Raw genomic sequence first — 17,299 nt, 5'->3', positions numbered from 1 at the left:
GGTGGGTTGCCTACGGCCCCGGCACCATCTTCTTCTGGCGTGCCTTGAAGCCATTGAACAGCGGTGCGATCAGCGGGTTGTAGCTCTGTGCGATGCGTTTTCGCAGCCAGCTGGCCGGGCGGTTGCGGATCGCGAAACGATAGATGCGCTCCGGGTCGCCGCCCACCACATTGCGTCCGAACGGGTGGGTGGTATGCAGGTAGCGGAAGCCGTGCTCGCGCGCCACCTCGATGTGGTCCTGGTCGAAATCGCCGTAGGGCCAGCACAGCGTATCGGACACCTCGCCAAGCTTGTCCTGCAGGACGTCGCGCGAGACTGCCAGGTGGTGGCTCAGGCCGGCACGGCGCTGTGCGCGGTCCAGGTCGTCGCGGCGCAGCCAGCGGGTGTGGGTATGGGTGTGGCAATGCACTTCGAAGGTGCCGGCGGCGATGGCCGCGCGCGCTTCGCTCCAGCGCATCATCACGTCGTCGCTGCGGTTCTGCTCGTAGATCGCCGCTTCGCAGCCGCGATGGTCCGGCGTGGCAGGCAACGTTGCCCCGGCAAGCCCGGCGTGGGGCCGCTCCGGGCCTTCGCCCATCCAGCCGGTGACCACGAACACCACCGCGTGCAAGCCGTACTTCTGCAGGATCGGGTGCGCATACACCCAGTTGTCCAGGTAGCCATCGTCGAAGGTGATCACGATCGACTTGCGCGGCACCGGCTTGCCGGCCAGGAAGCCGGCGTACTGGTCCAGTGTCAGCGACGTCCAGCCGTTGCCGGCCAGCCACGCGATCTGGCTTTCGAAATTCTCCGGTGACACGGTGATCATGCCCGGCGACGGACTGACGTGGTGGTGCATCAGCACCGGTACGGTTCGGGCATCAGCCATGTCCCAGCTCCTTCAGCCACTGGTGGTAATAGTGTTCGGTGGTCTCACCGTGGCCGTCGGGAGTGAACCGGTGCGCGCTGCGCATCCAGTCCCACCCGGCGCGGCCCATCTGCCGCCGCCGTTCCGGATCGTCCACCAGCAGGCGCAGGGCGCCTGTCAGGGCTGCATTGTCGCCCAGCCGGGTGAGGATCGCATTGCTGCCATCCACCACCATCTCCGGCACGCCACCCACCCGCGTGGCCACGATCGGCACCCCGACATAGGCGGCCTCCAGGAAGACGGTACCGGCCGCTTCCTTGTGCGATGCCAGCGCGAAGATGTCGAAGCCAGCCATCAGCCGGCATGCGCCATCGCGATAGCCGAGCAGATGGACCTGCTGCTGCAGCCCGTGCTCGTCGCGCAGCGCCTGCAGCCGGTCCATGACCGGCTGGCCATCGCCGACCACCACCAGGTGCAGGTTCGGGTGCGTCTTGCACAGCGGTACCATCGCCTGCAGCAGGTCGGCATGACCCTTGGGTTCGCGCAGCACCGCCACGCAACCGACCACGATGTCCTGTTCGCCGAAGCCGAGTTCGGCGCGCACGTCCGCGCGTACCTCCTGCAGGCATTGCCAGGGGTCGTCCTTGCGGATTTCGCTCCAGCGCGGCGGGACCGCGATGGGCGGCACGATACCGATGTGTTCGGCCGGAATGCCGCGCGCGGCCAGCAACTGCTTGACGAAGCTGCTGACGGTCAGCACCCGGTGCGGCAGGCCGGTATAGGTCAGCAGCGAGTTGACCGGGCTCATCAGGTGGCGCGAGCGCACCACCAGCGGCGTGCCGCCCAGGCGTGCACCGGCGGCGGCGATCAGTGCGTCACGGCGGCTGGTGGTGTTGACCACGTCATAGCGTTCGCGGCGCACCAGGCGCGAGACCGACCAGATGCCGCGCAGCAGGCGCAGCAGGCCACCCATGCGCAGGGTATGCACGGTGAAACCATCATCGCGTGCCAGCTGGGCCAGTCGCGCTTCGGGCTGGCACAGCAGCGCCACCTCGTGGCCACGCGCGCGCATCACCTGCATGTGGCGGAAGATGTAGATCTCCTGCCCGCCCATTCCCTTGGCGGCTTCAGTGTGCAGGATGCGCAGCGGACGGTTCATGCAGGATCGGTCCTTGAGGGTCAGCGGTTGCGGAAGCGGGTCAGCGCTTCCCATGCAGTGCGTACGGCGGCCGCATCGGGCGCCTGCTGTGGCAGCGGCCGGTAGCGCAGGTCCAGGGCGGTGGCGTTGCCGAACTTGTCGAACACATAGATGGCATCGCCATGGCGCACCGCGCGCTGCGACCAGCTTTCGACCACCAGCGCACGCGTGCCCTGCGGCTCGGCCAGCAGGTCCTGGCCGGTGCTGTAATCGGCCAGTGCGTTCTCGCAACCCAGTGCGTGGCGCATCAGTGTCGGCACCCAGTCTTCGTGCGAGCTGGTGCGTGCGTCGTGGCCAGCGGCCTTGCCCGGCCAATGCAGCACGAACGGGACCTGCAGCTGAATCGCCCAGGGTTTTCTAGACAGTCGTCAGCCGTTTAGTGCGTACTGCTTCTCGAACTCTACCGGGGACAGCCCGTCGTTGGAACTGTGCCGCCGTTTTGGGTTGTAGAACATCTCGATGTACTGGAAGACGTCGGCCCGTGCCTCGTCGTGATTGCTGTAGATCCTCCGCTTAATACGCTCCCGCTTCAGTAGCTGGAAGAAGCTCTCCATCGCTGCGTTGTCATGGCAGTTTCCTCGTCGACTCATGCTGCACACGATGTCGTGCTCGCGCAGGAAGCTCTGCCAGTCTTCGCTGGTGAACTGGGTTCCCTGGTCGGAGTGAAGCAGAAGCCCGGGGCTTGGCTTGCGCCGCCACACTGCAGCCAATAGCGCCTGCAAAACCAGGTCCGTATGTTGAGTTGGTCGGGTTGCCCATCCAACGACCTGACGCGAAAACAGATCAAGCACTACCGCCAAGTACAGGAAGCCGTCGTACGTGCGGATGTAGGTGATGTCCGTGACCCACGCGCGATTTGGCTCACTGACTTTGAAGCCGCGAGCCAGAACGTTCTTGGCGACTGATCCAACAGGGCCGCTCAATGGGCGTGGTCGCCGACCGTAGCCGACCATTGCCCGCAGCCCCTCGCTCTTCATCAAGCGTGCCACGCGATGACGACTACACGTCTCGCCAAGCTCGCGCAGATCTGTGGTCACTTTGCGGTGGCCATACACAGAGCCGCTTTCCAGCCAGCTGTGCTTGATTAGGCCGAGCAACCGCTGATCGTCCTTGTCGCGAGCGCTTGCCGGCTCTTTTAGCCAGGCGTAGTAGCCACTGCGATGGACGCCAAGCATCCGACACATCGCCGCGAGGCCGAACTCATCTGCGTGTTGCTTCATGAAGGCGTACTTTGCTCTTACCCCTTTGCAAAGTACGCGGCGGCTTTTTTTAGGATGTCTCGCTCTTCAGTGACCCTGCGTAGCTCAGCCTTGAGGCGGCGCACTTCCGCGTTCTGGTCCTGCTCGACACGCCGGCCAACATCGCCTTTGCCTTGTTGCCGCTTCCAGCCGTAAAGACTATGGATCGACACGCCCAGTCGCTCGGCAACCTCCGCTACCGGACGGCCGTACTCAACGATCTGTCGGACCGCCTCGATCTTGAACTCATCGGTGTACCGCTTCGTGCTCATAACCACCTCCGCCTAAGCCATAGTTTATGGCTGCGAGGTGTCTACGGAACCCTGGGCGATTCAAGCTGATAGTCGGAGAAGTTGCCGTTGTGGCCCCAGTAGTTCAGCTTGAGGTCGTTGAACTCTTCGGCATGGTCACCGGTGACCAGCACGATGGTGTCCTCGGCCAGGCCCTGTGCGCGCAGGTCGTCCAGCAGCGAGCCGATCAGGCTGTCGGCATAGTGCACGGCGGTGCGGTAGCGGTTGAGTTCCGGCGTCGGGTCATGCTCCGGGCCGAATTTGAGGAAATCGATATCGGCGGCCATCGGTGTGGCCACCGCCGGATAGCCCTCGGGCATGTGGTAGGGCGCATGGGTGGAGTCGAGGAACACGAAGCCGAACCACGGGCGCTGCGCGGCCTGGCTGGCGCGGATGTCCTGCTGCAGCGCACTGATGATCGCGCGGTCGCGGCCGTCTGACTTCAGCGCTGCCGGCCCCTGGTGCAGCTGGTCGCGGACATCGGCGAACACCGTGCGATCGAACTCCGGGCTGTACAACGGCGCACTGCCGTACAGGTGCAGGTCGTAGCCCTGCTGGCCCAGCACCTGGAACAGCTGCGAGCCACGCTGCTCGTCAAGCATGCTCGGCCAATAGCCGCCGGGCAGGCCGTAGAGCAGCCCGAACAGGCCGTAGCGGGTGGCATTGCCGGTGCTGAAATGGTGGTCGAAGACGCGCGCATCCTGCGCCAGCGTCGACGTGTTGGGCATCAGCTGCGGTGTCAGCACATCGTGGCGCAGCGACTCCAGTACCACCATCAGTACGTTGGGACGATGTGGGCTCTGGCAGCGCAGCGGATGCAGCGGGTACAGCAGCTGCGCATGGCGCGGGTCGGGCAGGCCGGCGTGCTGTTGGCTGACCACGCCCAGGCGCCGCATGAAGCTCTTGGCCGTGATCGGCTGCGCCCACGGCAGGTAGTTCCACTGCGCGATCACATCACGGTCGCCGCGGGCGTCGTAGTAGGCCGTGGCGACCTGGCCGCCGGCCATCAGCAGCGCGACCACCGCCCAGGCCTGCAGCACCCGTCGACGGCGCGGCGCGGCCGGCAGCAGTTTCCAGCACGCCCAGGCCAGCAGGCCCTCGGCGGTGAAGACCGCGGCAACCAGCAGGCCGACCTGCAGCCAGGTCTTCCAGGACAGGGCAACCTGGTCCTGCAGGGCGCCGCCGAACACCATGTTCACGACCATGGCATTGAGGTGGAAGCGGTACAGGGTGAAGACCTTGGCGTCGACCAGCAGCAGGCACAGCCACAGGCCCTGCAGCACGGCCGCGCTGATGCTCAGCGTACGCGCGCTGCGTGGCCACAGGCCCAGCAGCAGCGGCAGCAGGCCGGCCAGCGCACCGAACGCGAGCAGGTGGCCGGGCAGGGCGACCGCCAGATAGGCCAGGCCGGCGCCGCCGCCCGGATTGTCACGCAGCGGTACATTGCCCAGCGCAATCGCCGCGGCCAGTACCGCATTGCCGACGATGAACAGCGACCACCAGGCCAGCCGCCGCCAGCGCCGGGCGGAACCTTCAATGGCAGGGGCGGCAGGGGCAGCTGCGGGCATGGTGGGGCAGGTTCAGGGGGTGCAGGGGAGGGGCGGGGCCAACGTGACGGAAGCGTTGCTCCGCGCGCGGGTCGCGCATTGTATCGGTTTGTTTCCGTGTATCGAGTGGCGTCCCCCGGGCGATCTGTCACAATGTTCAGGCGGGCCATGAATGCGTTGGCCCCCTCAGACCCAACGACAAGCCAGGAACCGCTGTGAGCCAGATCCCCACCCTCGACATCACCCGTTTCGACAGCGACCGCGAGGCCTTCGTGGCCGAGCTGGGCGCGGCCTACCGCCAATGGGGATTCGCGGGCATCCGTAACCACGGCATCCCGCAGGCCGACATCGACGCGGCCTACGATGCCTTCAAGGCTTTCTTCGCCCTGCCGGAAGAGGTCAAGCGCAAGTACCACGTGGCCGGCAGCGGCGGCGCCCGCGGCTACACCCCGTTCGGCGTGGAAACCGCCAAGGGCTCCAAGCATTTCGACCTGAAGGAGTTCTGGCACATCGGCCGCGAGATCGCCGACGATTCCAAGTACCGGGACGTGATGGCGCCGAACCTGTGGCCGGCCGAGGTCGAAGGTTTCCGTGAGCGCGGTTACGGCCTGTATCAGGCGCTGGACAACCTGGGGTCGCGCGTGTTGTCCGCGTTGGCCCTGCACATTGGCCTGCCGGAAGACTTCTTCGCCGACAAGACCAACTTCGGCAACTCGATCCTGCGCCCGATCCACTACCCGCCGATCACCACTGACGACATCCCGAACGTGCGTGCCGGTGCCCATGGCGACATCAACTTCATCACCCTGCTGGTCGGCGCCAGTGCCGCAGGCCTGGAAGTGCAGTCGCATGACGGCGAGTGGGTGCCATTTACGTCAGATGCGGACACGATCGTGGTCAACATCGGCGACATGCTGCAGCGCCTGACCAACCACGTGTATCCGTCGACCATCCACCGCGTGGTCAACCCCCCGGGTGACCTGGCGCGCCAGCCGCGCTACTCGGTGCCGTTCTTCCTCCACCCGAACCCGGACTTCCTGATCGACGTGCTGCCCTCGTGCATCACCCCGGAGAACCCGAGCCGGTATCCGGAGGCGATCACCGCCCACGGCTTCCTCGAGGAACGCCTGCGCGAGATCAAGCTGAAGTAAAGAAAAGTGAGGCCGCCGAAAGGCGGCCTTTTTCTTTGCAGGGTTGCACCCTGCACCCGCGGTAGTGCCGGCCGCTGGCCGGCAAGTCCAAAGCCAAAGCGGCTCTGGGGTGTTCCGTGGGGAGGCGGGGAGGTGTCGGATGGCGGGGACGCCGTAAACCCATCCCTGGGGGCTTGGCCACGGCATCCACGCCGCGGACACCCCGCCATCCGACACCTCCCCGCCTTCGACAGTTTCCCGGTGACGGTTGGTGGGTGTCGACCTTGCTCGACACGGTAGATCCACGCCATGCGTGGATGAGATCTCTCGGATCGAAGTGGGGTAGGGGGTTGGTCCAGCCAGCATCAACCCGGAATGCAGCTTTTGTCTTTGCTCTTGCTCTTCTTTTTTCTTCCCGTGGCGGGCGGAACCGCCGGACTGTGTCAGAGGCCGGGCGGGTGGGGCTGCGCAGGGGCGTGAGCCGCATGGGCCCGAGGCATGCCTCGGGCGGGTTGGGCAGGACGCCCAATCCCGGTCTTGCCGTGTGCGCAGGACAGCGCACACGAGCAAGCGGCGATCGAGCTTACATGGACGTGCTTGCAGCGCCCCCTGCGCAGTCCCACCCGCCCGGCCAAGCCCCAGATCGAGCCGGGCTCTCCGCGACCAACCAAACCCCGCCCCCCCCCTCCGCCACGAGGGGCTGCGCCGTTGGCTGAAAATCCATGTAACCGCTTACAAGGAAACGGATTTTTGCCGCAACGGGTATCATGACCGGCTGACTTCACACAGGAGCCACCCGCTCATGCGCCGCAAGATCGTCGCCGGAAACTGGAAGCTGCATGGCAGCCGTCAATTCGCCAATGAACTGCTGGGGCAGGTGGCCGCCGGGCTGCCGCTGGAGGGGGTGGACGTGGTGATCCTGCCGCCGCTGCCGTACCTGGGCGAGCTGGTCGAGGACTTCGGCGAGACCAGCCTGGCCTTCGGCGCGCAGGACGTGAGCAGCAACGAGAAGGGCGCCTATACCGGCGAGGTCTGCGCGGCCATGCTGGTCGAGGTCGGGGCCCGCTATGGCCTGGTCGGCCATTCCGAGCGCCGCCAGTATCACCATGAAAGCAGCGAGCTGGTCGCGCGCAAGTTCGCCGCCGCCCAGCATGCCGGCCTGGTGCCGGTGCTGTGCGTGGGCGAGACCCTGGAGCAGCGCGAGGCCGGACAGACCGAAGCGGTCATCGCCAGCCAGCTGGCGCCGGTGCTGGAACTGGTCGGCGCGGCCGGCTTTGCCAAGGCCGTGGTCGCCTACGAGCCGGTCTGGGCCATCGGTACCGGCCGTACCGCTACAAAGGAGCAGGCACAGCAGGTGCACGCGTTCATCCGTGGCGAAGTTGCGCGCTTCGATGCTAGAATTGCTGATTCACTGCCCATTGTTTACGGCGGTAGCGTGAAGCCCGACAATGCCGGGGAACTGTTCGCGCAGCCGGATGTCGATGGTGGGCTGGTCGGCGGCGCCTCCCTGGTGGCCGCGGACTTCCTGGCCATCGCACGGGCGGCGGCCGCGAACTAATCCTAGAAGTATTGTCCGAGGGCGGTTTCCAATGCTGATGTTGATCCTCAATGTCGTCTACGTGCTGGTCGCTGTGGCCATGATCGCGCTGATCCTGATGCAGCGTGGCTCGGGTGCGGCGGCGGGTTCGGGCTTTGGCGCCGGCGCCTCGGGCACGGTGTTCGGTGCGCGTGGCGCCTCGAACTTCCTGTCCAAGTCGACCAAGTGGCTGGCCGTCGTGTTCTTCGGCATCAGTCTCTTCATGGCCTGGTATGCCGGTCACGGCACCCGTCCGGCGGCCGACCAGGACCTGGGCCTGATGTCCGCCCCGGCGGCCAGCGCGCCGGCGGCTCCGGCGGGCGAACTGCCGGCCGTTCCGAAGGCCGATCCGGTCCCGGCCGCCCCGGTTCCGGCGGCGAATGTGCCGGCTCAGGCGGAATCTTCGGTTTCTGGTGAAGAAAAGCCTTCGGAAGGCTCCCAGAAACACTGAAGCCGGTTACAATACGCGGCGCATCGGGAAGATAGTCTGATGTGATCGTTTGCCCAGGTGGCGGAATTGGTAGACGCACTACCTTGAGGTGGTAGCGACGCAAGTCGTAGGGGTTCGAGTCCCCTCTTGGGCACCATTTGTAAGTAAAGCGGGTTCGTCTGGCGCGCAAGGCGCCAGGCAGGTTCCCGTCCACTCCCCCATGCCAAAGCGCCTGCAGGCGCGGCGGCAGAGGCAAGAGAGAATCGCTGTGCTGGCCGAATATTTGCCTTCTCTGCTGTTTCTGATCGTTGCCACCGGTATCGGCATTACGCTGATGCTGGTTGGTCGATTCCTCGGTCCCCGCCGCCCCGATCTGGAAAAGCTGTCGCCGTACGAGTGCGGCTTCGAGGCCTTCGAAGACGCGCGCATGAAGTTCGACGTGCGCTACTACCTGATCGCGATCCAGTTCATCGTCTTCGACCTGGAAATCATCTTCATCGTGCCGTGGACCCAGGTCTTCATGGAGCTGGGCGCCCGTTCGCTCATCACCATGGGCCTGTTCGTCGGCATGCTGTTCCTCGGTTTCATTTACGTCTGGAAGAAGGGAGCGCTGGAATGGGAGTGATTCAGACTCTCGATGGCCTCATGAACAACCCGTCGCCGGAAGGCCGGGTTGATGACATCCTGCGGCCGGAAGGCGACAACCCGCTGCTGGAAAAGGGCTTCGTCACCACCAGCGTCGACGCACTGCTGAACTGGGCGCGCACCGGCTCGATGTGGCCGATGACCTTCGGCCTGGCCTGCTGCGCGGTCGAGATGATGCACGCCGGCGCCGCGCGCCTGGACCTTGACCGTTACGGCGTGGTGTTCCGCCCGTCGCCGCGTCAGTCCGACGTGATGATCGTGGCCGGTACCCTGGTCAACAAGATGGCCCCGGCGCTGCGCAAGGTCTACGACCAGATGCCGGACCCGAAGTGGGTCATCTCGATGGGTAGCTGCGCCAACGGCGGTGGCTATTACCACTACTCCTATTCTGTCGTGCGCGGCTGTGATCGCGTGGTGCCGGTGGACGTCTACGTCCCGGGCTGCCCGCCGACCGCCGAGGCGCTGGTGTACGGGATCCTGCAGCTGCAGAAGAAGATCTGGCGTACACAGACCATCGCCCGCTGACCCCTTCACCTGACAAGAGCGCGCCAAGCCCCCATGGCAGAGCAAGCATCCTTCATCGACCGACTCTCCGCACGTTTCGCTGGTGCGAAGGTCATCGTGGTCGAACCCCGCGGCGAAGTGACGCTGGAAGTGCCTGCCGCCGAGTGGCACGCCACCGCCCTGGCGCTGCGTGACGAGTTTGGTTTCGAGCAGGCCGTGGATCTGTGCGGCGTCGACTACCTCGGTTATGGTTCCGACGAATGGGACACCGCCGACGTGTCCTCGCAGGGCTTCAGCCGTGGCGTCGAAGGCAAGGCCCAGGGCCGCTTCGCGTGGGGCGAGTTCCCCACCGAGGAAAACGGTGCCGACGGTGCCCGCCCGCAGCACATGCCGACCCAGCGTTTCGCCGTGGTCGCCCAGCTGCGCTCGTACCAGCACAACCTGATGATGCACCTGCGCTGCTTCGCCCCTGACGAAGCGCTGCCGGTGGTGTCCTCGCTGACCAGCGTGTGGCCGGGCCTGAACTGGTTCGAGCGCGAAGCGTTCGACCTGTACGGCGTGATCTTCGAAGGCCACCCGGACCTGCGCCGGATCCTGACCGACTACGGTTTCGTCGGCCATCCGTTCCGCAAGGACTTCCCGCTGATCGGCAATGTCGAAGTCCGCTACGACGAAGAAAAGAAACGCGTGATCTACGAACCGGTCACCTCGGTGGAGCCGCGTGTCGGCGTGCCGCGCGTGATCCGTGACGACGCCCGTCTGCAGACCGCAGCCGGTGAGCGCGCGCAGGAGGCAGTGAAGTGAGCCACGTACACCAGGCCGGCGAAGCGTTCGCCAGCAACGCCGCCGAAAGCCGGCAGGAAATCCGCAACTACACCATGAACTTCGGCCCGCAGCATCCGGCCGCTCACGGTGTGCTGCGCCTGATCCTGGAAATGGACGGCGAAACCATCATGCGTGCCGACCCGCACGTGGGTCTGCTGCACCGTGGCACCGAGAAGCTGGCCGAGTCCAAGCCGTTCAACCAGTCGATCGGCTACATGGATCGCCTCGACTACGTGTCGATGATGTGCAACGAGCACGCCTACGTGCGCGCGATCGAGACCCTGATGGGCATCGAGGCGCCGGAGCGTGCGCAGTACATCCGCACCATGTACGACGAGATCACCCGCATCCTCAACCACCTGATGTGGCTGGGCTCCAACGCGCTCGACCTGGGTGCGATGGCCGTGATGCTGTATGCCTTCCGTGAGCGCGAAGAGCTGATGGACTGCTATGAAGCGGTCTCCGGCGCGCGCATGCACGCGGCGTACTACCGCCCGGGCGGTGTCTACCGCGACCTGCCGGACCACATGCCGAAGTACAAGGAATCGCGCTGGCACAAGGGCAAGGCGCTGAAGCAGCTCAATGCTTCGCGCGAAGGCTCGCTGCTGGACTTCCTGGAGAACTTCACCGTCGAGTTCCCCAAGCGCGTCGACGAATACGAAACCCTGCTGACCGACAACCGCATCTGGAAGCAGCGTACCGTCGGCATCGGCGTGGTCACTCCTGAACTGGCGCACCAGTGGGGCATGACCGGCGTGATGCTGCGTGGCTCGGGCGTGGCCTGGGACCTGCGCAAGAAGCGCCCGTACGCCAAGTACGATGCTGTCGATTTCGACATCCCGCTGGGCAAGGAAGGCGACTGCTACGACCGCTACCTGGTCCGCGTCGCCGAAATGCGCGAATCCAACCGCATCATCAAGCAGTGCGTGGCGTGGCTGAAGGCCAACCCCGGCCCGGTCATGGTCAAGAACTTCAAGGTCGCTCCGCCCAAGCGCGAGGATATGAAGGACGACATGGAAGCGCTGATCCACCACTTCAAGCTGTTCAGCGAAGGCTATTGCGTACCGGCGGGTGAAACCTATGCGGCCGTGGAAGCGCCCAAGGGCGAATTCGGCTGCTACCTGGTCTCCGATGGCGCCAACAAGCCCTTCCGCGTGCACCTGCGCGCACCGGGCTTCGCCCACCTGTCCTCGATCGATTCGATCGTGCGCGGCCACATGCTGGCCGACGTGGTGGCGATGATCGGTACCTATGACCTGGTGTTCGGCGAGGTTGACCGGTAATGCCGTCCGCCACGCCAACGCCCGCTGCAGGCAGCCGGCGCAAGCCGGCGCCGCAGTTTCTGGAATTTCACGTTATGCATTTCGCTGAGGTCGGCCGATGAAGGCGACAGGTAATTTCGAGGCGGCGCGCGACGTCGACCCGATGGTGGTGCTGAGCGACAAGACCCGCGCTCACATCGATCACTGGCTGTCCAAGTTCCCGCCGGACCGCAAGCGCTCTGCCGTGCTGCAGGGCCTGCATGCGGCCCAGGAGCAGAACCAGGGCTGGCTGACCGACGAGCTGATCGCCGCCGTCGCCAAGTACCTCGACCTGCCGCCGGTGTGGGCCTACGAGGTCGCCAGCTTCTACTCGATGTTCGAGACCGAGAAGGTGGGCCGCAACAACGTGGCCATCTGCACCAACATCAGCTGCTGGCTCAATGGCGCCGAGGACATCGTCCGCCATTGCGAGAAGAAGCTGGGCATCAAGCACGGTGAATCGACCCCGGACGGCCGCGTCTACCTCAAGCGCGAGGAAGAGTGCCTGGCCGGTTGTGGCGGCGCGCCGATGATGGTCATCAACGGTCACTACCATGAGCGTCTGACCCTGGAAAAGGTCGACGAGCTGCTGGACGGGCTGGAGTAAGGGCATGGCACATCACCACGAATCCAAGGGTCCGGTCGGCCCCGCGCCGCTGCCGCACCAGGTGGTCTACACCACCCTGCATTACGACACCCCGTGGTCGTACGAAAGCTACCTGAAGACCGGTGGCTACGCCGCCCTGCGCAAGATCCTCGAAGAGAAGATCCCGCCGGAGCAGGTCATCGAGATGGTCAAGGCCTCGGGCCTGCGCGGCCGCGGTGGCGCAGGCTTCCCGACCGGCCTGAAGTGGTCCTTCATGCCCAAGGGCAACATGCAGAAGTACATCCTCTGCAACTCGGACGAATCCGAGCCGGGCACCTGCAAGGACCGCGACATCCTGCGCTACAACCCGCATTCGGTGGTGGAAGGCATGGCGATCGCCTGCTACGCCACCGGTTCGACCGTGGGTTACAACTACCTGCGCGGTGAGTTCCACCACGAGCCGTTCGAGCACTTCGAGCAGGCCCTGGCCGACGCCTATGCGAACGGCTGGCTGGGCAAGAACATCCTCGGCAGCGGCGTGGACATCGACATCTACGGTGCGCTGGGCGCCGGCGCCTACATCTGCGGCGAAGAAACCGCGCTGATGGAATCGCTGGAGGGCAAGAAGGGCCAGCCGCGCTACAAGCCGCCGTTCCCGGCCAATTTCGGCCTGTATGGCAAGCCGTCGACGATCAACAACACCGAAACCTACGGTTCGGTGCCGGCGATCATCCGCAACGGTCCGGAGTGGTTCAAGGGCCTGAGCCTGACCGCCAACGGCGGTCCGAAGTGCTTCTCGGTGTCCGGCTGCGTGCAGAACGGCGGCAACTTCGAAGTGCCGCTCGGCACCAAATTCCACGACCTGCTGGAAATGGCCGGTGGCCTGCGTCCGGGCCGCACGCTGAAGGGCGCGATCCCGGGCGGCGTGTCGATGCCGGTGCTGACCGCGGCCGAGCTGGAGGACCTGCCGATGGACTACGACACCATCCGTGCACTGGGCTCCGGCCTGGGTTCGGGCGCGATCGTGGTGCTCGACGACAGCGTCTGCTGCGTCAAGTTCGCCTGCCGCATCAGCCAGTTCTTCCACAAGGAATCCTGCGGCCAGTGCACCCCGTGCCGTGAAGGTACCGGCTGGATGCACCGCGTGCTGGAGCGCATCGTCGCCGGCAAGGCCACGATGGAAGACCTGCACCAGCTGAAGGCGGTGGCCGGGCAGATCGAAGGCCACACCATCTGTGCGTTCGGTGAAGCGGCTGCATGGCCCATCCAGGGCTTCCTGCGCCAGTTCTGGGACGAATTCGAGTACTACATCGTCAACGGTCATTCGATGGTTGACGGCAAGAAGGTGGAGGCAGCCGCCGCATGAGCGCGCAACCCGTAAACCCGAACGTGCCACCGGATCACGTGACCATCGAGATCGATGGCAAGTCGCTGGTCGTGCCCAAGGGTTCGATGATCATCCAGGCGGCCGACAAGGCCGGTATTCCGATTCCGCGCTTCTGCTACCACGAGAAGCTGCCGATCGCCGCCAACTGCCGCATGTGCCTGGTGGACGTGGAGAAGTCGCCGAAGCCGGCGCCGGCCTGCGCCACCCCGGTGATGGACGGCATGAAGGTCGCCACCCGCAGCGAAAAGGCACTGAAGTTCCAGCGCTCGGTGATGGAGTTCCTGCTCATCAACCACCCGCTGGACTGCCCGATCTGCGATCAGGGCGGCGAGTGCGAGCTGCAGGACGTATCGTTGGGCTATGGCCGTTCGGTCAGCCGCTTCAACGAGCGCAAGCGCGTGGTGCCGGACGAGGACATGGGCCCGCTGGTCGCTACCGAGATGACCCGCTGCATCCAGTGCACCCGCTGCGTCCGCTTCACCGCCGACGTTGCCGGTACCTACGAACTGGGTGGCATGTACCGCGGTGAGAACCTGCAGATCGGTACCTTTGACGGCAAGCCGCTGACCACCGAGCTGTCCGGCAACGTCGTCGACGTCTGCCCGGTCGGCGCGCTGACCAACAAGGTGTTCCAGTTCCGCGCCCGTCCGTGGGAACTGACCGCGCGCGAATCGCTGGGCTACCACGACGCGATGGGTTCGAACCTGTTCCTGCACGTGCGTCGCGGTGAAGTGCTGCGCACCGTGCCGCGCGACAACGAAGCCGTGAACGAGTGCTGGCTGTCCGACCGTGACCGCTACTCGCACCAGGGCCTGTACAGCGAAGACCGTGCGGTCAAGCCGCTGCGCAAGGTCAATGGCGAGTGGAAGGAAGTGAGCTGGGCCGAAGGCCTGGCCGCGGCCGCCGAGATCCTCAAGGCGAACCAGGGCGACAACCTGGGCGTGCTGGTGCACCCGTCCACCTCCAACGAGGAAGGCGCGTTGCTGGCCCGCCTGGCCAAGGGCCTGGGCACGGGCAACATCGACCACCGCATCAACAACCGCGATTTCTCCGACGCCGCAACCGCCGAAGTGTTCGGCCTGCCGCTGGCCGAAATCGAAGGCGCTGACCGCATCGTCGTTCTGGGCAGCAACATCCGCCACGAACTGCCGCTGCTGCACGCCCGCCTGCGCAAGGCGCAGACCACCAAGGGCGCGAAGATCCATGTCGTCAACCCGGTGGACTTCGACTTCGCCTTCAGCATCGCCGGCAAGCAGATCGTCGCACCGTCCAAGTTCGTCGACGCGCTGGCCAACGCCGAGCTGCGTTCGGCAGTGCAGGGCGGCAACAACACCGTGCTGATCGTCGGTGGCATCGCCGAAAGCCACCCGCAGGCTGCCGCGATCCGCGCTGCTGCGCGTGAGTTCGCCGCCGCCACCGGTGCCAAGCTGTGCCGCATCCCGCAGGGCGCCAACGCCGTTGGCCTGACCCGCGCCGGTGTGCTGCCGGCTGGCAAGGACGTCGCCGCGATGCTGGCGCAGCCGCGCCAGGCCTATGTGGTGTACGGCCTGGAGCCGGGCCTGGACTTCGCCGATGCCCCTGCCGCGCGCAAGGCGCTGGCCGGTGCCCAGGTGGTGGCTTTCAGCCAGTTCGCCTGTGCCTCGACCCGCGACGTCGCCGACGTGATCCTGCCGATCGGTGCGCTGCCGGAAATCGACGCCACCCTGACCAACCTTGATGGTCGCGAGCAGTCGGCCCGTGCCGGCGGCAAGCTGCCGGGCGAGGCCCGTGAAGGCTGGCGCGTGCTGCGCGCCCTGGGCGGCGAGCTGGCCGTGGCCGGTTTCGACTTCACCGACCTGGCCGGCCTGCGCGCCAGCCTGGCCCCGGTGTCGGTCACCGTTGCCGCTTCGGCGCAGCCGGTGGTTGCCGGCGAAGGCCTGGAAGTGGCTTCGACCGCCGCGATCTACCGCACCGATGCGGTGGTCCGTCGCGCCCCGGCGCTGCAGTCGCATCCGCTCAACAACGCCCCGCGCATCGTGCTGAACGCTGAAGATGCCGCTCGCCTGCAGCTGCAGGAAGGGCAGATGGCCAAGGTCGGCACCGATGCCGGCAAGGCCACCCTGCCGGTGGTGGTCGACGCCCGCGTCGCTGCGGGTTCGGTCTGGATTGAATCGGGCCACGGCGCGACCGCGCCGCTGGGTGCCGCTCGCGTATCGGTGGTGGCTGCATGAACGAATTGCTGTTGAACGCGGTCGACCCGCTGCACCAGTGGCTGCTGGGCCTCGGTGACATCGGCGCGCTGATCTGGATCATCCTGAAGATCCTGGTGATCGCCGTTCCGGTGATCATCTCGGTGGCCTTCTACGTGGTCTGGGAACGCAAGCTGATCGGCTGGATGCACGTCCGCCACGGCCCGATGTACGTGGGCATGGGCATCTTCCAGGCCTTCGCCGACGTCTTCAAGCTGCTGTTCAAGGAAGTGGTCCAGCCGAGCAGCGCCAACAAGGCGATCTATCTGCTGGCCCCGCTGATCACCCTGGCCCCGGCCTTCGCGGCCTGGTCGGTGGTGCCCTTCGATTCGCAGATCGTGCTGTCCAACGCCAACGCCGGCCTGCTGTACCTGCTGGCGATGACCTCGCTGGGCATCTACGGCATCATCCTGGCCGGTTGGGCGTCCAACTCGAAGTATGCGTTCCTGGGTGCGATGCGCGCCTCGGCGCAGATGATCAGCTACGAAATCGCCATGGGCTTCGCCCTGGTCGGCGTGATGATCGCCTCGGGCAGCCTGAACCTGAGCAACATCGTGATGGCGCAGGCCGGCAGTTCCGGCTTCTTCGACTGGTTCCTGCTGCCGCTGTTCCCGCTGTTCGTCATCTACTGGGTCTCGGGCGTGGCTGAAACCAACCGCGCGCCGTTCGACGTGGTGGAAGGCGAATCGGAAATCGTCGCCGGCCACATGGTCGAATACTCCGGCGGTGCCTTCGCCCTGTTCTTCCTGGCCGAATACGCGAACATGATCCTGATCAGCTTCCTGATCTCGATCTTCTTCCTCGGCGGCTGGCTGAGCCCGGTCCAGGGCTGGGTCAACTTCGGCGATGTCTCGCCGCTGGTCGACTGGATCTGGAAGGGGGGCGCGCCGTGGCTGTTCGTCAAGGTGTTCTTCTTCGCCAGTGCCTACATCTGGTTCCGTGCCAGCTTCCCGCGCTTCCGCTACGACCAGATCATGCGCCTGGGCTGGAAGGTCTTCATCCCGCTGGCCATTCTGTGGATCGCGGTTACCGCCGTCATGGTGTTCTTCGGCGTGATTCAAAAGGGCGTCTAAAGTGATGAACAGGATTACCCATTACTTCAAGAGCCTGCTGCTGCTCGAACTGCTGGCGGGCCTCTGGCTGACGCTGAAGTACAGCTTCAAGCCGAAGTACACGATGATGTACCCGATGGAGAAGTTCCCGCAGTCGCCGCGCTTCCGTGGCCTGCATGCGCTGCGCCGTTATCCCAACGGCGAAGAGCGCTGCATCGCCTGCAAGCTGTGCGAAGCGGTGTGCCCGGCGCTGGCCATCACCATCGACTCGGCCAAGCGCGAGGACGGCACCCGCCGCACCACGCGTTATGACATCGACCTGTTCAAGTGCATCTTCTGTGGCTTCTGTGAGGAAAGCTGCCCGGTGGACTCGATCGTCGAAACCCACATCCTCGAGTACCACTTCGAGAATCGTGGCGAAAACATCGTTACCAAGCCGCAGCTGCTGGCCCTGGGCGACCGTCTCGAAAACGAGATCGCCGAGCGTCGCGCCGCCGATGCCGCTTACCGCTGAG

The 17,299-nt window shown here is 65.4% G+C and carries 16 protein-coding genes, 1 tRNA gene and 1 pseudogene; 13 read left to right on the top strand and 5 right to left on the bottom strand.

The genetic code is table 11. From position 1 onward, the window contains the following. Positions 1 to 10: 10 nt before the first annotated feature. From ACT6SE_RS14700 to ACT6SE_RS14680, 5 genes and pseudogenes are all read right to left on the bottom strand, one after another. A complete protein-coding gene (locus ACT6SE_RS14700; RefSeq protein ID WP_444811015.1) occupies positions 11 to 868 on the bottom strand; it encodes a polysaccharide deacetylase family protein in 858 nt (285 codons plus the stop codon). Beyond that, positions 861 to 2,006 carry a glycosyltransferase family 4 protein gene (locus ACT6SE_RS14695; protein ID WP_014647875.1) on the bottom strand — a complete coding sequence of 382 codons (1,146 nt, stop codon included), beginning with the start codon at positions 2,004 to 2,006 and terminating at the stop codon, positions 861 to 863. The genes ACT6SE_RS14700 and ACT6SE_RS14695 overlap by 8 nt, the downstream gene beginning before the upstream one ends. 20 nt (positions 2,007 to 2,026) lie before the next feature. Further along, positions 2,027 to 2,386: pseudogene (locus ACT6SE_RS14690) on the bottom strand (hypothetical protein); the annotation flags it as partial. A 27-nt stretch (positions 2,387 to 2,413) separates the two neighbouring features. Further along, positions 2,414 to 3,555 (bottom strand): IS3-like element ISStma9 family transposase gene (locus ACT6SE_RS14685; protein WP_087944428.1). Its coding sequence is split into 2 segments (ribosomal slippage): positions 2,414 to 3,318 and positions 3,318 to 3,555, totalling 1,143 coding nucleotides; the frame shifts between segments, so codons are not numbered across the junction. 41 nt (positions 3,556 to 3,596) lie between these two features. Then, a complete protein-coding gene (locus tag ACT6SE_RS14680; protein ID WP_444811014.1) occupies positions 3,597 to 5,141 on the bottom strand; it encodes a DUF3413 domain-containing protein in 1,545 nt (514 codons plus the stop codon). Between the two features lie 194 nt (positions 5,142 to 5,335). On the opposite strand from ACT6SE_RS14680, the gene ACT6SE_RS14675 reads away from it, so the two are divergent. The 13 genes from ACT6SE_RS14675 (at position 5,336) to nuoI (ending at position 17,298) form a co-directional block, all read left to right on the top strand. Further along, positions 5,336 to 6,271, top strand: coding sequence for an isopenicillin N synthase family dioxygenase (locus ACT6SE_RS14675; RefSeq protein ID WP_032956201.1), 936 nt, complete (start codon positions 5,336 to 5,338; stop codon positions 6,269 to 6,271). 781 nt (positions 6,272 to 7,052) lie between these two features. Next, positions 7,053 to 7,808 (top strand): triose-phosphate isomerase, encoded by a 756-nt coding sequence (gene tpiA, locus ACT6SE_RS14670; RefSeq protein ID WP_014647872.1) that lies wholly within the window; start codon positions 7,053 to 7,055, stop codon positions 7,806 to 7,808. A gap of 31 nt (positions 7,809 to 7,839) precedes the next feature. Continuing rightward, positions 7,840 to 8,277, top strand: a complete 438-nt coding sequence (gene secG / locus ACT6SE_RS14665) for a preprotein translocase subunit SecG (RefSeq protein ID WP_014647871.1) — start codon at positions 7,840 to 7,842, stop codon at positions 8,275 to 8,277. A 51-nt stretch (positions 8,278 to 8,328) separates the two neighbouring features. Further along, positions 8,329 to 8,413, top strand: a tRNA-Leu gene (locus tag ACT6SE_RS14660). Between the two features lie 111 nt (positions 8,414 to 8,524). Further along, positions 8,525 to 8,881 carry an NADH-quinone oxidoreductase subunit A gene (locus tag ACT6SE_RS14655; protein WP_008265012.1) on the top strand — a complete coding sequence of 119 codons (357 nt, stop codon included), beginning with the start codon at positions 8,525 to 8,527 and terminating at the stop codon, positions 8,879 to 8,881. Further along, a complete protein-coding gene (locus tag ACT6SE_RS14650) occupies positions 8,872 to 9,426 on the top strand; it encodes a NuoB/complex I 20 kDa subunit family protein (RefSeq protein WP_005417936.1) in 555 nt (184 codons plus the stop codon). Before ACT6SE_RS14655 ends, ACT6SE_RS14650 begins: the two co-directional genes overlap by 10 nt. A 33-nt stretch (positions 9,427 to 9,459) precedes the next feature. Beyond that, positions 9,460 to 10,209, top strand: coding sequence for an NADH-quinone oxidoreductase subunit C (locus ACT6SE_RS14645; RefSeq protein WP_014647869.1), 750 nt, complete (start codon positions 9,460 to 9,462; stop codon positions 10,207 to 10,209). Beyond that, positions 10,206 to 11,513 (top strand): NADH-quinone oxidoreductase subunit D, encoded by a 1,308-nt coding sequence (locus ACT6SE_RS14640; RefSeq protein ID WP_014647868.1) that lies wholly within the window; start codon positions 10,206 to 10,208, stop codon positions 11,511 to 11,513. Before ACT6SE_RS14645 ends, ACT6SE_RS14640 begins: the two co-directional genes overlap by 4 nt. 97 nt (positions 11,514 to 11,610) lie before the next feature. Further along, the gene (gene nuoE / locus ACT6SE_RS14635; protein ID WP_014647867.1) at positions 11,611 to 12,138 is read left to right on the top strand and encodes an NADH-quinone oxidoreductase subunit NuoE; all 528 of its coding nucleotides are present in this window, start codon (positions 11,611 to 11,613) and stop codon (positions 12,136 to 12,138) included. A 4-nt stretch (positions 12,139 to 12,142) separates the two neighbouring features. Further along, positions 12,143 to 13,483 (top strand): NADH-quinone oxidoreductase subunit NuoF, encoded by a 1,341-nt coding sequence (nuoF, locus tag ACT6SE_RS14630; protein WP_014647866.1) that lies wholly within the window; start codon positions 12,143 to 12,145, stop codon positions 13,481 to 13,483. Then, positions 13,480 to 15,714, top strand: coding sequence for an NADH-quinone oxidoreductase subunit NuoG (gene nuoG, locus ACT6SE_RS14625; RefSeq protein ID WP_014647865.1), 2,235 nt, complete (start codon positions 13,480 to 13,482; stop codon positions 15,712 to 15,714). The genes nuoF and nuoG overlap by 4 nt, the downstream gene beginning before the upstream one ends. Next, positions 15,711 to 16,805, top strand: a complete 1,095-nt coding sequence (nuoH, locus tag ACT6SE_RS14620; RefSeq protein WP_014037948.1) for an NADH-quinone oxidoreductase subunit NuoH — start codon at positions 15,711 to 15,713, stop codon at positions 16,803 to 16,805. Before nuoG ends, nuoH begins: the two co-directional genes overlap by 4 nt. Positions 16,806 to 16,809: 4 nt before the next feature. Further along, the gene (gene nuoI / locus ACT6SE_RS14615) at positions 16,810 to 17,298 is read left to right on the top strand and encodes an NADH-quinone oxidoreductase subunit NuoI (RefSeq protein ID WP_005410456.1); all 489 of its coding nucleotides are present in this window, start codon (positions 16,810 to 16,812) and stop codon (positions 17,296 to 17,298) included. Position 17,299: the final 1 nt, after the last annotated feature.

This window comes from Stenotrophomonas sp. LC732 (assembly GCF_052446685.1).
GTDB classification, from domain to species: domain Bacteria; phylum Pseudomonadota; class Gammaproteobacteria; order Xanthomonadales; family Xanthomonadaceae; genus Stenotrophomonas; species Stenotrophomonas muris.
The sequence above is the reverse complement of the archived record's forward strand: the minus strand, read 5'-3'. Positions and strand labels throughout refer to the sequence as shown.

Bases quoted from the DNA above. Each gene is read 5' to 3' on its own strand.
- nuoF (WP_014647866.1), top strand. From the start codon at position 12,143: ATGGCACATCACCACGAATCCAAGGGTCCGGTCGGCCCCGCGCCGCTG.
- ACT6SE_RS14695 (WP_014647875.1), bottom strand. From the start codon at position 2,006: ATGAACCGTCCGCTGCGCATCCTGCACACTGAAGCCGCCAAGGGAATG.
- nuoI (WP_005410456.1), top strand. From the start codon at position 16,810: ATGAACAGGATTACCCATTACTTCAAGAGCCTGCTGCTGCTCGAACTG.
- nuoH (WP_014037948.1), top strand. From the start codon at position 15,711: ATGAACGAATTGCTGTTGAACGCGGTCGACCCGCTGCACCAGTGGCTG.
- ACT6SE_RS14700 (WP_444811015.1), bottom strand. From the start codon at position 868: ATGGCTGATGCCCGAACCGTACCGGTGCTGATGCACCACCACGTCAGT.
- ACT6SE_RS14680 (WP_444811014.1), bottom strand. From the start codon at position 5,141: ATGCCCGCAGCTGCCCCTGCCGCCCCTGCCATTGAAGGTTCCGCCCGG.
- ACT6SE_RS14645 (WP_014647869.1), top strand. From the start codon at position 9,460: ATGGCAGAGCAAGCATCCTTCATCGACCGACTCTCCGCACGTTTCGCT.
- nuoE (WP_014647867.1), top strand. From the start codon at position 11,611: ATGAAGGCGACAGGTAATTTCGAGGCGGCGCGCGACGTCGACCCGATG.
- tpiA (WP_014647872.1), top strand. From the start codon at position 7,053: ATGCGCCGCAAGATCGTCGCCGGAAACTGGAAGCTGCATGGCAGCCGT.
- nuoG (WP_014647865.1), top strand. From the start codon at position 13,480: ATGAGCGCGCAACCCGTAAACCCGAACGTGCCACCGGATCACGTGACC.
- secG (WP_014647871.1), top strand. From the start codon at position 7,840: ATGCTGATGTTGATCCTCAATGTCGTCTACGTGCTGGTCGCTGTGGCC.
- ACT6SE_RS14650 (WP_005417936.1), top strand. From the start codon at position 8,872: ATGGGAGTGATTCAGACTCTCGATGGCCTCATGAACAACCCGTCGCCG.